We start from the raw sequence: 16875 nt of genomic DNA, 5'->3' as shown, positions 1-16875 counted from the left end.
CGTTCCGTTAGTTTTGTCTAGTTATGAGTAGAAATTACCGAACAGTAGAATACCCCATAGCTTAGATAGGAGATAAGACTTCTCGATTGATTAAAATTAACTTTAAGTTATTGCTTCTGGAAGAGTTCAGCAGGATCAGTGGCTCGAAGTTTTCGCATGGCGATTACACCTGAAATAAAACACATAATAACAGTAAGCAAGAATACAATTGCTCCTCGAATTAACGTAATATATAAAGGTAAATTAGTAGCACTTCGTGTTAAAGCATAAAGTCCAAAAGAGATAGTAAATCCTGGAAAATAGCCTAAAATAGCTAGAATTAGAGCTTCTTGAAAAACAACTTTAATTAGATAAATATCAGGGTATCCTATAGCTTTTAGCGTAGCGTAATCAGCTGTATGATCGGCTACATCTGAAGAGAGAATTTGATAGACAATCACTAAACCAACAACAAATCCAATTCCAGTTCCTAAACTAAAGATAAAGCCAATTGGGGTATTGTTAGCCCAATAAGTTTCCTCAAACTTAGCAAACTCATCAAAATTCATAACCTTAACATCATTGGGTAGGTAGGTACGTAATGCTGTTGCAATTTGCTGAGAGTCATTTCCAGGCTTAAGCTTGATTAAGCCTGCACTGATTTCGGAAAAGCGACGGTGGGGTAAGATGCGGAGAAAATTTAAATCACTTGTAATCACATTACCGTCAGCGGCAAAGGAAGCGCCAGACAAAAATAACCCAGCTACCTGAATCTTACGATCTTGGATCTCACTGGAGATGATTTTATCTTGTTGTAGAGCTGTAATGGTTGTAGTATAGTCTCCACGAGAACCCTGATCGAAAAGTAAGGTATCTGGCAACTTCAGCTTATCCAAATTCTGATTAACACCTGCAATATCGAATACGGATTTATTGGGATTAAAACCGATGAGCAAGATAGAAGTCTTAAGGTGAGTTTGAGGATTTTTCCAGTCTACAAAATCTGTGTAAAGTGGCTCGGCTGATGCTACTTCCTCAAAGCTCATAGCTTGGTACAAACGACGGCGGGGAATGGTAGTCATTTCGGAAATATTGCGAGCATGAGGACTAATTAAAACAATGTCAGCTCGTAAACTTCTATGCAACCTCGTATTGCTATCGTACAAAGCTCTTTGAAAACCTAGTTGCATGAACATTAACATATCAGCAAAAGCAATTCCTGCCATCGCCACTACTAAGCGGCTTCTTTTCCGGCTCATCTGTAGCCAAGCTAGTGGAGTTCTCCATTTCATGTTGAGGTTTTATCCTTGAGTACAATTTTAACTGTTACCTCTAGATTGGTTAAGTTAGCGACTTTACGGCTGCTATTAGGATCTAAACGAATTTTGACTTCTACTACTCTGGCATCAATAGCTGCGGTAGGGTCAGTATCAAGCACATCCTTCTTACGAATTTGTAAACCAATCTCATCAACGACTCCCTTAGCTTCTCCTGAAAAAGCACTGCTGGTTACTACAGCCTTCTGTCCTAAGCGCAAATTCTTGACATCACTTTCATATATTTCAGCAACTGCATACATCTGGTCAGTTTGTCCGACTTCTACAATTCCATCACTGCTAGCGCTCTCACCTGGTCTAGTGTGAATTTGCAGCACCTGTCCATTAATGGGTGTGCGAATGTAAGCAAGATTCAACAAAGCTTGCGCTTCCTCAGTTTCGGCGATCGCACCCTCTAATTCGGATTGAGCTACCATGATGTCTGTAGGACGAATTTCAGCAATACTTTCTAACGTCGCCTTTGTTTCTGCTTGTTGAGCTTGCAGAGTGTTTTGTGTACGCTGCAAATTAGCTTGGGCTTCCTTGATCTGGGCACGACTGCTATCTAGTATCTGTTGTAAAGTGGCTTTGCCTTCGTTGACACTTTTGGAAGCTGTATCTGCGGCCAAACACTTGCTATCACGTTCAGAAGTAGCGATCGCCCCTGCTTGAAATAATGTTTGATAGCGCCTGCACTCTGTTCGGGCATTGAGCCACTGAGCTATTAAACGTTTAAGTGCAGCTTGTTGAGTCTCTCTTTCTCCTTGAAAATCAGCCTCTAGCCGTTGAATTGTTGCTTTCTGTAAAGTAATTTGCCCTTGTAATTCAGCTTTTAAATTTATAATCCTGGCTTTTTGAGCATCAATATTTCCTATTTTCGCACCTGCTTGAACTTGAGCTAGTTTAGCTTTGGCTAGCTGGACTTTTTTTTTAGATTTTTTAAGAGTAGCTTGAAGGCGATCGTGACTATCCAAAATTGCAATTATCTGTTCACGCTTAACCCAGTCCCCCTGTTTTACCAACAGTTTAGCTACACGAGTACTACTATTTCCATCTGAAGATGCTGTTGGAGCAGATAATTTTATCACTTCTCCATGGGGTTCCAAACGACCCAAGGCTGTAATCAATTTAGGCTTTAAAAGTGCAGCTGAGTTAGCACCTTTTGAGGCTTGCATCGTAGAATGCTTGCTAAATAGGCTGTAGAAAATAACTGCGCTACTTACAAGTGCGAGAGTAAAAAAAGTAGCGATCGCCCAACGGTTGAAACCTCCTTTACCTTTGGGGTATGTGTTAACCTCTGATGTAGATTCTTTAGTCTGCATAGAAATTAATCCTTTGATACATCCTGGGGTTATTATTTAGCTGAATTTAACATCCTCAATCCAAGGTTATCTAATCAAATCCCCAGATTTATCCGCAACAAATTAAAACTCACTAAACGTTCTGTTGATAATTCCCAAACCTCATGTCATTTCAATTGACTGTAACTATTAATTAGTTTTGCATAAAATTTACACAATAGCTATTACTTACAATTGGCTTCTAAACACGTTGCCAAGTCAGATGAAAAGACGCATCTCCAGCAGGAGGTGAAATTAGTATGAGCTGATCTCCAGAGAATTCAAAAGTCCGTTCCAAGTCTGTACCAGTCCAATCTGGAACTAAACTAACTTCAACATGGTGAATGACTTTATTATCTATAATTTCATATTTACCACTATAAGAAATGTAGTTTCTTGCCGCTTGGAAATATCTCAAAATTGCTTTTATATATTTTAATATATCTCCTATTAGCTGTGGTTTCAATGCCACATTTCTAAATTTTTGCATTTCTGCTATTGACATTTCAAGATTCAGGCGACCGCTTGTCATAATCGAGGCAGACATATAGCCATCTTGGGTATAAATGATATAGCCTACAGGACTTTTACCAAATGGGTAATCAATTTTTTCTGTACCTATAGATTTAAAAGCAATTAGCTTCCAAGTTCCTACTAAATCATTTTCTGAAACTATATTTTGCATCATCATCTATTAATTCGGTTAATTCATACTTGATTATTTACCAAAAGTGAGGTAAATAATTAGATATAAATATTTGAGAGCTACACAAACAATATTTTACTATTGACGTAGATAGTCCAATAAATAGCGATCGCTGCCACAACTAAAGACTTCTAAGCTTTAATCACAACTAAAACAATTGAGGCGCTATGTTAACTGAAAAAGCTGCTTTAAAACGTCAGCGGCTGGTATATCCCAATAATCAATGTGCTTAACAATTAGCCCATCCTCATTCAACTCTGCTTCACTCCGCCCTGGTATATTAATCCGAGGTTGCCACGGAAACGGGGCAGTCCAACTGAGCATCCATTGAGTTTTGATTGTATTTCCAGACTGAGTAAGTTCAAGAAGATTGAGTTTTACATCAATCAACCCAGCAGTAATCAAACCAATCATTTGCTTATACATTTCAACGCCCTGAAACTTATTAAAAGGATCTTCAAAATAGAAATCCTCTGCGTATATACTGTAGTTCTGGTCGTTGGGAAATTTTTCGTAATCTTGTTTGAGAATGGAAACAGTATCTAGTTGTTGCATTTTTTAACCTATGACTTGATAGCTAAAGATTGCACATCTGCAAAATGAGACTACAGGTTTTCTATCTTGACATCTCTTTTTTAGATAATTGCTATAGACTATAGCAATCTTATTTGACTTTTGAGAATTCGTAATGTCCATATACCCGACTTTTATGAAGTCGGGTATTTTGGTTCTCACGAATAATTTAGGATTGTTATATTACTGATTAGAAGTTATATAGTTAACTTCTAATCAGTAATAGCTATTACCAACTATTCAGAGATTTTTTTAAAATACTTGCGCTTCATTTTTAAACCTACACCAAAAATACCAGCTGTTAAAAATCCTAATACGGAAGTAGGCTCAGGTACAGGTGCAAATTTCACTGAAAATACATCACTCACATTTCCTGTAGGCACAATATTGCTCAACTCTGCTCCTCCTAAATTCACAGCATACTCTAGCGGACTGCCAGCAGCTGATGTATCGTTACCCCAACGTATGACTGAGGTTACTTTATTATCAGCAGAGCTACCCACCCATGTTCCACTGTTATCATCTGGGATGATGCCACTTAGGATTTTATCTACAGGAACACTGAAAGAAGAACCTGTAAAATCGACTAATTCTGCGGGACGGGGAGAGAATGGAACATCTGAAGAATTTACTTTAGCTGAATTTAGAGTCAATTTTACTAAATCAGCGTTCGTATAGTTACTGTCTGCTTGCCAGTCATCTCGCAGTTCTATAAAACCGTCAAATTCTACAGTAGAGTTTAAAAGAGCTTTCAGGGTAAGACTTACTGCTTGAGCTGGTCTAGCTTGTACTACAGCGCAACTAATAACCGCTGTACAAATAGCTACACCAGAAACTTTTTTCAGAAGTGACATCATAGGCTTTTACTCTCTTGAGTTGAGAACATCATACTGTTACTTGCCACGTATATTACATCAAATTGTGTAATAAGTGAGTTTAAAAAAAAGAACAAATTAGGTTAAAAAACAGCTGTATTGCCAAAAAAATTAAGCAAAACTCAAGCACCAGTTATCTTATAGCTTTATTAATGAACTGCGAAAAAATAATTTTTCAAAATACTGTAAAATTTCAGTACAATGTTCTGGCACTGAACAATACAGTAAAAAAAAATACTACTATATTAAGAATATTTAGTAAAGTTAAGAAGACAGAAACCCTACTGAGAGAGTGTGGATTCTAAGTCAGTAGTTGTAAAAATCTTTAGAAATCAAATAACAATTTCGCCAACAAAGTTACTTATTTTGCTAAGTATACTTCGTAACATTAGTAAATACAATTCATCCAAAAAAAGGTCTTAACTATTTTTGAAAAGTAATATTTTACAAACAAAGTTTTTAATTTAGCGAGTTTGTTGCTTGACCTTTGGCGTTTGACCAGGGTAATCTTATCTAAGTTGCGATTTATAAAGTAAATATTAAAAAGTAAGGTAATTACGTCTAAGCCTTGCTGTTACTGTATAAGTCATAGCTGATCGAGTAAAAAAGAGTTCTATACTCCTCAATCCTGATAAAATTTCCGTAGATAACCGTAAGGCGTCATTCCATTTTAAATAATCTGGTTTTAGTATCTCGTTGTGTCGGTAAAACATACGATTTAACCATTGGTAATGTGATGACAATTAGTTCAAATATTTTTGAGCAGACGCTCAGAAGATGTTGCTATTAAAGGTTGAATCCTAGCTAAAAACTATATCAACAGTCACTAGCCTCACAATATTAGTGAGATAAAAGATACTGAATACACAACATATGGAAAGCAAAAATAATTTTCGCTCACCGGAAAGATGGAAAGAAGGAATTGCTATTGTTGGGATGGCTTGTCGTTTTCCTGGAGCTAACGACTACAATCAGTTTTGGCAAAATTTAGAGCAGGGAGTAGATAGCGTAACCGAAATCCCTGCCCAAAGATGGCAACTGAGGAATTTTTATTCTCCACTGCTTCAACAACCTAATAAAAGTATTAGTAAATGGGGTGGGTTTGTTCAAGAAGTGGATCAGTTTGATGCTTCATTTTTTGGTATTTCTCCTCGTGAAGCTATCCGAATAGACCCTCAGCAAAGGTTGATGCTTGAGTTGAGTTGGTTGTGTTTAGAAGATGCTGGCTACTCACCACTAAAATTATCAGGTAGTCCTATAGGTGTTTTTATTGGGGCTTGTAGTTATGACTCAATTTTGACATTGAATGAGGAAGAGATTGACGTACATAGTGGAACAGGCAGTTGGACTACTATGATTCCAAATCGAATTTCTGCTTATTTTAATTTTTCTGGACCAAGTCTTCCTGTTGATACAGCTTGCTCAAGTTCTTTAGTTGCTATTCATCAGGCTATTAATGCTTTGAAAGAACAGGAATGTGATCAAGCATTAGTGGGTGGAATTAGTGTGTTGTTGTCACCAACAACGTACATTCAAATGAGTCAACAGAATATGTTGTCTCCAAGAGGAAAATGTAGAACTTTCGATAGTGGAGCTGATGGTTATGTACGTGGAGAAGGAGCTGGGGTAATTTTATTAAAACCCCTGGAGAAAGCTATTCAAGATCAAGATCATATTCATGGTGTGATCAAAGGAAGCGCAGTTAATCATGGTGGAAAAGCAAGAACTTTAACCTCTCCCAATATTTATGCTCAAGCTAAGGTAATTCGTGCTGCTCATCAAAAAGCCGGCATTGCTCCTAATACTATTTCTTACATTGAAACTCACGGAACTGGTACTCCTTTAGGAGATCCGATTGAAATTAACGGTCTTAAAAGAGCTTTCAGACAAAAGGAAACGGAAGGAGAGTATGAACTAACCCAATGTAAGCATTCTTATTGTGGTCTAGGAACAGTCAAAACTAATATAGGACATTTGGAAGGTGCTGCGGGAATTGCAGGGGTAATAAAAGTTCTATTAGCAATGAAACATAGAAAATTACCCAAATTACTGAACTTTGAACAATTCAATCCACATATTAAGTTAAATGGTAGCCCATTCTATATTGTCTTAGAAAATCAAAACTGGGAGCAAATTAAAACACAAAAAGGTGAAATAATACCCCGACGAAGTGGGGTAAGTGCTTTTGGTATTGGTGGTACTAATGCTCATATAGTCTTGGAAGAAGCATCCTTTCAATTGCAGAATCAGAAGTCTGTTGTCAAAAACGAAGGTCATATAGAACGACCATTACAAATACTAACGCTATCAGCAAAAACGGAAACAGCACTGCAAGAGTTAGCCACAAAGTATTACAAATATCTGACAACTGACACCGAAACAGAACTAGCAGACGTCTGCTACACAGCAAACACAGGACGTGACCACTTCAATCACCGACTAGCAGTAATTGGGGCCAGCAAACAACAATTAGCAGAAAAACTGCATGAATATCAAACTACTGAACAGATAACACAGGTAACATCAGGACAAATCACTAACACAAGCAACCCAAAAAAAATAGCATTTTTATTTACAGGTCAAGGTTCACAATATGTCTTCATGGGAAGACAACTCTATCAAACCCAAGCAGTATTTCGTGCAGCCATAGACCAATGTCAGCAAATCCTCGCTAGTCAATTAGAATATCCTTTACTAGAAATACTCTACCCATCGACAAGCGAAGCACAAAGTCTATTGCCAATTAATCAAACAGCCTATACCCAGCCAGCACTATTTGCACTAGAGTATGCCCTCGCTCAATTGTGGCAATCATGGGGAATCAAACCAGATGTGGTAGTTGGTCATAGCGTTGGTGAATACGTAGCCGCAACCATAGCCGGAATTATCAGTTTAGAAGATGGTCTCAAACTGATAGCCGCCAGAGGCTCGTTAATGCAAAAGTTGAATTCTGAGGGCGCAATGGTAGCAGTGATGGCATCAGCGCAACAAGTGCAACCACTGCTGAGTCAGTATCAAAACACAGTTTCCCTCGCAGCAATTAACGCACCACAAAGCGTAGTCATTTCCGGGGAAAAGACCGCAGTTGCAGCAATTTCTCAGCAGTTGGAATCTCTTGGCATCAAAACAAAACCCTTGCAAGTATCCCATGCGTTTCATTCACCATTGATGAAACCGATGCTGGCAGAGTTTGAAGTAATTGCCAATCAAATCACCTACCATCAGCCGCAAATCCCGTTGATATCCAACCTGACTGGAGAGATTGCAGATGAGCAGATCACAACGGCGCAATATTGGCTAGCTCATGTACTGAAGCCGGTGATGTTTGCTCAAAGTATGCAGACTTTGTCAACTCAAGGTTATGACGTGTTTTTAGAAGTTGGACCACAACCACATTTGTTGAGTATGGGACGGCAATGTTTGCCGAAACAGTTAGGTGTGTGGTTGGCTTCGATGCGTGCTGGTGTTTGTGAGTGGCATGTGATGCTTTCGAGTTTGGCGCAGTTATATGTCCAAGGTGTGGCTATTGACTGGTCAGGATTTGAGGGCGATTCTCTGCGTCAAAAGGTGGTTTTACCCACCTACCCTTTCCAACGTCAGCGCTACTGGATTGAAATTAAAAATAGAAGATCTAAAGAACAATGCTTATTGAGGGGAATAGTTCTCCATCCTCTGCTTGGTCAAAAACTTTATTTAGCAGGGCTAGATAAACAATATCGTTTTGAATCTTTCCTCGCTGAAGATGAGCCAGCTTACCTCAGTCATCATAGGGTGTTTGATAAAGCCTTGTTTCCGACAACCGCGTACCTAGAAATGGCTCTAGCAGCAGGGCTGAATCGACTTGGTACTTCTAATCTGGTGGTAGAAGATTTAGTAATTGGGCGAGGATTAATTTTACCAACAGGGGAAATCAAAACAGTCCAGACAATTCTTACTTTCATAGAAAAAGATAGCTACCAGTTCCAAATATTAACTCAACAGCAACAGGAAAACCAAGACGAAGTTCCCTGGATACTTCACGCTCAAGGTAAAATCCGACCGGACAAAACAAACAAAACTTTTGTAACTGAAGACCTGGAAAAATACAAAGCACAGTGTACTCAGCCTGTAGAAGTCAAACGACATTATCAACAAAGCCGACAACGAGGCATTGACTACGGAGTTAGTTTCCAAGGAATTGAACAATTGTGGTCGGGTTCAAATCAGGCACTGGCTAAGATTAAGTTACCTTTTGAACTGGTAGAAGAAGCCTCAGACTACCAGTTACATCCAGCTTTGCTAGATGCTGCGTTGCAGGTCATCAATCATGCATTACCAGAAATAGATAGCAATCAAACTTATTTACCAGTAAGAATCGATCATTTTAAAGTATACTGTCCTCCCAAACTGAATTTGTGGGCGATCGCATCAGTAACCTCACCCCAGACCAAAAATGGAGACAACTTAACTACGCAAGTGACTTTAGTCAATGATGAAGGAGAAATCGTTGCCACAGTCACAGGCTTACAAGTTAGACGAGCTACTCCTCAAACCTTGCTCCAAACTGAATCCGAATCCATCACTAATTGGCTGTACGAAGTAGAATGGAAAGCCAAACCTCGTTTTGGTCGTCTGCTACCTCCTGATTATTTGCTCAATCCCACAGAAGTAGGGCAAAAACTAAGTCACTCCTCAACAGAATTAGTAGCGTCAGCAGACTTAAACAGCTACAAAGAAATCGCAACTCAGTTAGAAGAATTAAGCGCCGAGTATGTGATTCAGGCATTATTGCAATTAGGCTGGCAATTCCCACCAGGAGCAGTCTTCTCCACAGATTTTGCAGTTACAAGCTTAGGCATAGTTCCTAGCCATCAAAGATTGTGCCATCGAATGCTCCAGATACTAGCAGAAGTAGGGATTTTACAGGCAAATCAGCAGCAGTGGCAAGTTTTAGAAACCTTAAAAGCAGTTAACCCAGAATCGAAAACCCAGATCTTACTTAGTCAATATCCAAATGCGATCGCAGAATTGACTTTAGTACAACGTTGTGCATCTCAACTCAGTCGGGTGTTACAAGGAGTCATTGACCCAGTACAATTAGTATTCCCTGAAGGAGATTTAACAACTGCAACTCAACTCTATCAAGAATCCCCGGTAGCTAAAGTAATGAACACTTTGGTACAAAAAGTCATTACTCAAGCCAGTGAAAATTTACCACAACATCAAGGGATACGGTTGTTAGAAATCGGTGCAGGTACTGGAGGCACCACCAGCTATATTCTGCCTCATCTAAATCCCAGCCAAACGGAATATGTTTTTACAGATATTGGTGTGTTATTTACTACCAAAGCTCAAGAGAAATTCTTAGACTATCCGTTTGTCAGCTATCAAGCCTTAGATATAGAAGCAGATCCCACAACCCAAGGATTTAAATTACATCAGTACGATGTAATTATTGCTGCCAACGTGCTTCATGCCACAGCGAATTTGACTCAAACCATGAACCATGTACGGCAATTATTAGCACCAGGAGGATTATTGCTGTTGGTGGAAGGGACAGTCCGTCAACGATGGTTAGATTTGATTTTTGGATTGTTAGAAGGCTGGTGGAAATTTAGCGATTGGGAATTACGACCAGACTATCCTTTACTGAGTAGAACTAAGTGGCAGCAATTGCTAAATCAAACTGGTTTTACGCAAGTGGTCGCTCTACCAAAGCTTGATGAATTGGAAGAAGCTTTATCGCAGCAAACAGTAATTGTTGCTCAAGCTGATGCAAATCAAACAGAGTCTTTATTATCTTTAAACACAAATTGGTTAATTTTGGCAGATGAACAAGGAATTGCTCAAACATTAGCCACTCAACTGCGTTCCGTAGGAGCAGTGTGTACGTTGGTATTTACTGGTAAAAAATATCAACAACTCTCACCAACAGAATTTACCCTCAACCCAGAACACCCAGAAGAATTCCAGCAACTGATAGCACAAATCACAACCCACTCTCCGAATTTATCCGGTGTTGTGCAATGTTGGACTCTGGAAGCAGGAATTGGTCAAACAATTAACACTGAAGAATTGCAGAGCTTAACAAAGCTGGGATGTGGCACTACATTATCTCTAGTACAAGCTTTAGTCAAAGGAAAATTATCCCAAACCCCACGATTATGGTTAGTTACCCAAGGAGCGCAACCAGTTCCTGATAGTATTCCTGTAGTATCTGGAGTCGCACAATCTTCATTGTGGGGGATGGGGAAAGTCATCGACCTAGAACACCCAGAACTCAAATGTGTCAGGATTGATTTAGACCCAAACCAAACTGTGGAGAAAAAAGGCTTAGCACTGTGGTCGGAAATTTGGTCGGAAGATCAAGAAGACCAAGTAGCTTTGCGAGAGGATTGGCGTTATGTAGCACGTTTAGTCAGTAGTCGTCTCCGACAAAAGACTCTAGACCAACAACAGCAAATGCCCACACAGCCATTCCGGCTAACAGCATCACAAAGAGGTACTTTAGACAACTTAATCCTCCAACCAACAGCTAGACATTCTCCAAAACCAGATGAAGTGGAAATTCGGGTGAAAGCAACAGGACTGAATTTCCTTGATGTAGTAGCTGCATTAGACTTGATTCCGAAGCAAGTAGATGGAGTATCTCAACAGCACCTATTAGAGATGGATAGTTTTGGTAGGGAATGTGCTGGGGAAATAGTAGCTGTGGGAGAAAGAGTTACTGAATTGAAAGTAGGAGACTCTGTCATTGCTATGGCTGCTGGCAGTTTTAGCCAATATGTCATCGTTGATGCCCAGTTTGTAACTCTTAAACCAGATAATCTCAGCTTTGAGGAAGCTGCATCAATTCCGGTGAATTTCTTAACCGCCTATTATGCTCTACACCATATAGCGCAGATTTCAGCTGGCGATCGCATTTTAATTCATGCGGCAGCTGGCGGAACAGGAATGGCAGCAGTCCAAATAGCCAAGCTTGCTGGAGCTGAAGTATTCGCCACCGCCAGTCCACCCAAATGGGAAGCCCTACGAGAAATGGGTGTCAAACACATCATGAATTCCCGGAATGTGGATTTTGCTGAGCAAGTGATGGAAATCACTCACGGCAAAGGCGTAAATATTGTATTTAACTCTTTGACATCAGGAGAGTTTATCACCAAGAGTCTATCAGTAGTTAGTTACCAAGGTCGGTTTGTAGAAATTGGCAAGCGAGGAGTTTGGGACTCCAGCCAAGTAGCACAAGTGAGACCAGATGTGTCTTATTGGGTAGTTGATTTAGTGAGAGAATCTCAAAAGCAACCAGAGTTAATTCAATCAATGTTACAAGAGTTGCTCAGTAAATTCTCGCAAGGCTTACTACAACCACCATTATTGAAGATTTTTGCGATCGCAGATGTCATCAACGCCTTCCGTTACATGCAACAAGCCAAACATATTGGCAAAATTGTAGTGACTCAGACAGCACAACCAACTAATAACGCAACGTCAACGCCTTTGAAGTTTCGAGAAGATGGGACTTACTTAATTACAGGCGGACTGGGAGGTTTGGGACTATTGGTGGCACGCTGGATGGTAGAACAGGGAGCTAAGCATTTAGTTTTAGTCAGTCGCCGTCCGCCTGATGATGCTGCTACAAGCAAATTAGCCCAGTTAAAAGCAGTCGGCACCCAAGTTATAGTAGCAATAGCAGATGTATCAGAATATGCAGCGATCGCTAGGGTATTAGATAACATCAACCAGTTAACTACCCCACTAGCAGGGATAATTCACTCAGTTGGCGTGTTATCAGATGGGGTACTGCAAAACCAGAGTTGGTCTAGCTTTGAGAAAGTGATGGCTCCGAAAGTTCAGGGAGCTTGGCATTTACATCAATTGACCCAAAACAAGCCATTAGACTTTTTTGTACTGTTTTCTTCGGCAGCATCTTTGTTAGGTTCGCCTGGTCAAGGAAACCATTCGGCAGCTAATGCTTTTCTTGATGCTTTAGCCCACTATCGCAAAGCAATGGGACTGTCTGGTTTAAGTATTCATTGGGGTGCGGTTGCTCAAATTGGAGAAGCAGCCGAGCGAGGTGCAGATATTAGAGCGCAACAAAGTGGTATGGGTGCGATCGCACCCGACCAGGTAATCAAAGCTCTGGAACTCATCATGGGTAATACTGCAACAGAAGTTGGCGTAGTACCTATTGATTGGTCAGCATGGCAAGACAAAGTTGCAAAATGGCCATTCTTAGCAGACTGGGAAAATGCAACTTCGACAACGGTTAATCAAAACGATCAGCTTCTAGAAAAACTCAAGCGCATTAAAGGTAATGAGCGAGAAAACATCCTCATAACTCATCTCCAAAACGAAATTGCTCAAGTCTTAGGCATGAAAACTGCTGACATTGATGCTAAGCAACCTCTCAACTTAATGGGAATCGACTCTTTAATGGCTGTGGAATTACGCAACCGAATTAAAACCAAATTAGAGATAGACGTTCCTATTACGAAGTTTATTGAAGGCGACAGCATTGTTAGTCTCTGTGCAGACATCAGCCAAAAACTTAGTCAAAGCGAACAAACTCCGTCAGAAGCATCTCTACCAACTATTGTCACTCACTCTGACCAACGCTATCAACCTTTCCCCCTCAATGAAATTCAGCAAGCCTATTGGCTAGGCCGTCAACAAATCTTCGACTTAGGTAATATTGCCACACATATCTACATAGAAATAGACTGTGAAAATTTAGATCTAGAGCGCCTCAACCAAGCTTGGCAGAAATTAATTACCTACCACGATATGCTGCGGATGGTAGTAGTTGCAGACGCTCAACAACAAGTTCTTCAGCAAGTACCTACCTACGAAATTAAAGTTTTGGATTTGGCTGGTGAACTTCCTCAAACGATTAGTTCTGAACTAGAAGTAATTCGTGAGCGAATGTCTCACGAGATTTTACCAGCAAACCAGTGGCCTTTGTTTAGCATCCAAGCTACTCGTTTAAATCAACAAACCCGATTACATATCAGCCTTGATTTGTTAATAGCTGATGCCTGGAGTATCTATTTGATATTCACTCAATGGATGCAGTTGTATAAAGATCCTGAAAGTTCGCTTCCAATCTTAGAATTATCATTCCGAGACTATGTACTAGCGGAGTTGGCCCTCAAAGATACCCCACAATATCAGCGTTGTCAGAAATATTGGTTTGATCGTCTTGATAGCTTACCACCTGCCCCAGAAATTCCTCTTAGTCAACCGATTTCTGCAATTACCCAACCTCGGTTCCAGCGTCGCAGTGCTAGATTGTCTCCAACTCATTGGCAGCAATTACAGCAAAAAGCTCGTCAGGCGAATTTGACTCCTTCTGGGTTGTTGTTAACTGCTTTTGCTGACATCTTAAATCTTTGGAGTAAATCTCCCAAATTTACCATCAATCTCACCCTATTTAATCGGCTTCCCATACATTCTCAAGTTAACCAGCTAGTGGGAGATTTTACCTCTTTAATTTTGCTGGAGGTAGATAACTCAGTTGCAAAATCATTTATAAATCGCGCTCAAAAACTACAAAAGCAACTTTGGCAAGATTTAGAGCATAACTATGTCAGCGCAGTAGAAGTTCAACGAGAACTCCGTCGCCGCGGACGTAGTCAACCAATGGGAGTAGTCTTTACCAGTACTTTAGGGTTAGGTTCTTTAGCTAATGAAGATTTAGGAGAAGGATTTGGCCTCAAGCAATTAGGAGAGATGGTTTATGGTGTTGCTCAAACTCCTCAAGTTTGGCTTGATCATCAAGTGTTAGAGGAGAAAGGAGCATTAGTGCTGAATTGGGATGCAGTCGGAGATTTATTTCCTGAAGATCTTCTCGATCAAATGTTTGCAGCTTACTGTAATTGGCTAAAACAACTAGCAACATCTGATGAACCTTGGAATCAGACTCATCACCAACTGTTATTACCAGAGCAACTAACCTTACAAACACAAATAAATCAGACAACTTCTTCATTGTCTAAGGAAACATTGCATAGTTTGTTTATCAAGCAGGTACAAGCTCAAAGCGAATCACCTGCAATTATTACCACAGACAAAATCCTAAGCTACCAAGAACTATACAGGCGATCGCATTACTTAGGGAATGAATTACGGCGATCGGGAGTTCAACCCAACACTCTAGTAGCTGTAGTTATGGAAAAAGGATGGGAACAAGTAGTAGCAGTCCTCGGAATCTTGATGTCTGGTGGCGCTTACTTACCTATTGACCCAGGACTACCCCAAGAACGCCAGTGGTATCTACTTGCACAAGCAGAAGTCAAACAAGTTTTAACCCAAAGTTACTTGCAAGAATCTCTGTGCTGGCCAGAAGGAATTACTTGTTGGTCTGTAGATACTCAAGAGATAGCAGCATTAGATCTACCTGTTTTAGACCTAGTACAAACTCCAGAAGATCTAGCTTATGTAATTTATACTTCTGGCTCTACAGGTTTACCCAAAGGAGTGATGATTGACCATCGAGGAGCAGTCAATACAATCCTCGATATCAACCAACGCTTTCAAGTAAAACCATCTGATCGAATTTTGGCTCTATCAGCTTTAAATTTTGACCTGTCAGTGTACGATATCTTCGGTATATTAGCAGCCGGAGGAGCCATAGTAATGCCAGCACCAACAGGAACCAAAGATCCAGGTCACTGGATAGAGTTAATTACAACTCACCAAGTTACTATTTGGAATTCTGTACCAGCTTTAATGCAAATGTTGGTGGAATATCTTTCAGGAAAATCACAACAACCAACTAACGACTTGCGAGTAGCTTTGCTAAGTGGAGATTGGTTGCCAATTAACTTACCAGAAAAAATTCGGTCTCTGTGGTCTAATGCTCAAGTAATCAGTTTGGGAGGAGCTACAGAAGCATCAATCTGGTCTATTAGCTATGCCATTGAACAAGTTAATTCTAATTGGAAGAGTATTCCCTACGGCAAATCTTTAGTTAATCAACGTTTTTACGTGTTGAATGAGTTAATGAATATTAGACCAATTGGGGTACCAGGACAACTTTATATTGGCGGTGTAGGATTGGCTTTAGGTTACTGGAAAAATGAGCAAAAAACACAAGCCAGTTTTATTAACCATCCAGTGACTCAAGAGCGTTTGTACAAGACAGGGGATTTAGGACGATATTTACCTGATGGTAACATTGAGTTTCTAGGTCGAGAAGACTTTCAAGTAAAAATCAATGGCTACCGTGTGGAATTAGGAGAAATTGAAGCTGCATTACAGCAAATTTCAGGCATCAAAGAAGCAGTGGTCAGTGCAGTGGGAGATTCACAACAAAACAAGCGTTTAGTAGCATATATCTTGCTAAAGTCTCCCTTACTTGCTAAAGCCGACCAGCAAAATGGAGTCACTCAGTTTTCTCAAGATTCAAATTCTATTACTAAGTACTTACGTCAATATCTCAAAGAAAAACTGCCTGAATATATGGTTCCTGCTGATTACATTATTATGGAGGCTTGGCCGCTAACTGCTAATGGGAAGGTAGACCGTAAACGATTGCCCAAGCCAGAAGAAAATACTCGCTCTAACCTTGAATATACAGCGCCTAAAACTGAAACTGAACAAAAAATTGCCGCTGTTTTGCGAGAAGTACTTCGCATAGAAACAGTTGGAATTCATGACAATTTCTATGAGATCGGAGGAAACTCATTACTCTTAATTCGAGTGCAGAATAAATTGCAAGAAATATTTGATATTGAACTAAAAGTAGTTGACCTTTTTACATACCCAACTGTATACTCCTTGAGTCAATATATTGCTGGCAATGAAGATAATTCTGCTGAAATAGGCAAAAATATTGCTAGTAATCGTTTACAAAAACGTACTGCTATCAAAGAAAAGATAAATACTAGGAAAACATTCCGGAATCAGAAATAGGTTGAAATATGAATACACACATTTAAGATATAGTACCAATTTATTTCAGGGACTTCCAAAAAATAAATTATCACACAAGGTGCGTTAGGACGTTAATCCTAACGCATCACATACACATAATAGGTGCGTTAACATACCTCAATTGCGTAAGTAAATATAAGAAATATAAATTTTAATAGATATTTTTAGGAGAA

Annotated in this window: 6 protein-coding genes; 1 reads left to right on the top strand and 5 read right to left on the bottom strand. The window is 39.7% G+C overall.

All coding sequences use genetic code 11. The features are described from left to right. Positions 1-107: 107 nt before the first annotated feature. The 5 genes from devC to AC5JMF_RS14435 form a co-directional block, all read right to left on the bottom strand. Positions 108-1271 carry an ABC transporter permease DevC gene (devC, locus tag AC5JMF_RS14455; protein WP_495796418.1) on the bottom strand — a complete coding sequence of 388 codons (1164 nt, stop codon included), beginning with the start codon at positions 1269-1271 and terminating at the stop codon, positions 108-110. Next, the gene (locus AC5JMF_RS14450; protein ID WP_495796417.1) at positions 1268-2617 is read right to left on the bottom strand and encodes an ABC exporter membrane fusion protein; all 1350 of its coding nucleotides are present in this window, start codon (positions 2615-2617) and stop codon (positions 1268-1270) included. The genes devC and AC5JMF_RS14450 overlap by 4 nt, the downstream gene beginning before the upstream one ends. Positions 2618-2837: 220 nt before the next feature. After that, positions 2838-3326: a lipocalin-like domain-containing protein gene (locus tag AC5JMF_RS14445; RefSeq protein ID WP_495796416.1), complete on the bottom strand. Its 489-nt coding sequence runs from the start codon at positions 3324-3326 to the stop codon at positions 2838-2840. A gap of 180 nt (positions 3327-3506) precedes the next feature. Beyond that, positions 3507-3896 (bottom strand): C6orf136 family protein, encoded by a 390-nt coding sequence (locus tag AC5JMF_RS14440; RefSeq protein ID WP_495796415.1) that lies wholly within the window; start codon positions 3894-3896, stop codon positions 3507-3509. 254 nt (positions 3897-4150) lie between these two features. Continuing rightward, positions 4151-4771 carry a PEP-CTERM sorting domain-containing protein gene (locus AC5JMF_RS14435; protein WP_495796414.1) on the bottom strand — a complete coding sequence of 207 codons (621 nt, stop codon included), beginning with the start codon at positions 4769-4771 and terminating at the stop codon, positions 4151-4153. 891 nt (positions 4772-5662) lie between these two features. Between AC5JMF_RS14435 and AC5JMF_RS14430 the strand changes: the two genes are divergently transcribed. Beyond that, positions 5663-16681: an amino acid adenylation domain-containing protein gene (locus AC5JMF_RS14430; protein WP_495796413.1), complete on the top strand. Its 11019-nt coding sequence runs from the start codon at positions 5663-5665 to the stop codon at positions 16679-16681. Positions 16682-16875 lie beyond the last annotated feature (194 nt).

It is taken from the genome of Desmonostoc vinosum, from assembly GCF_059505385.1.
This window is presented reverse-complemented; position numbering and strand designations above follow the sequence as displayed.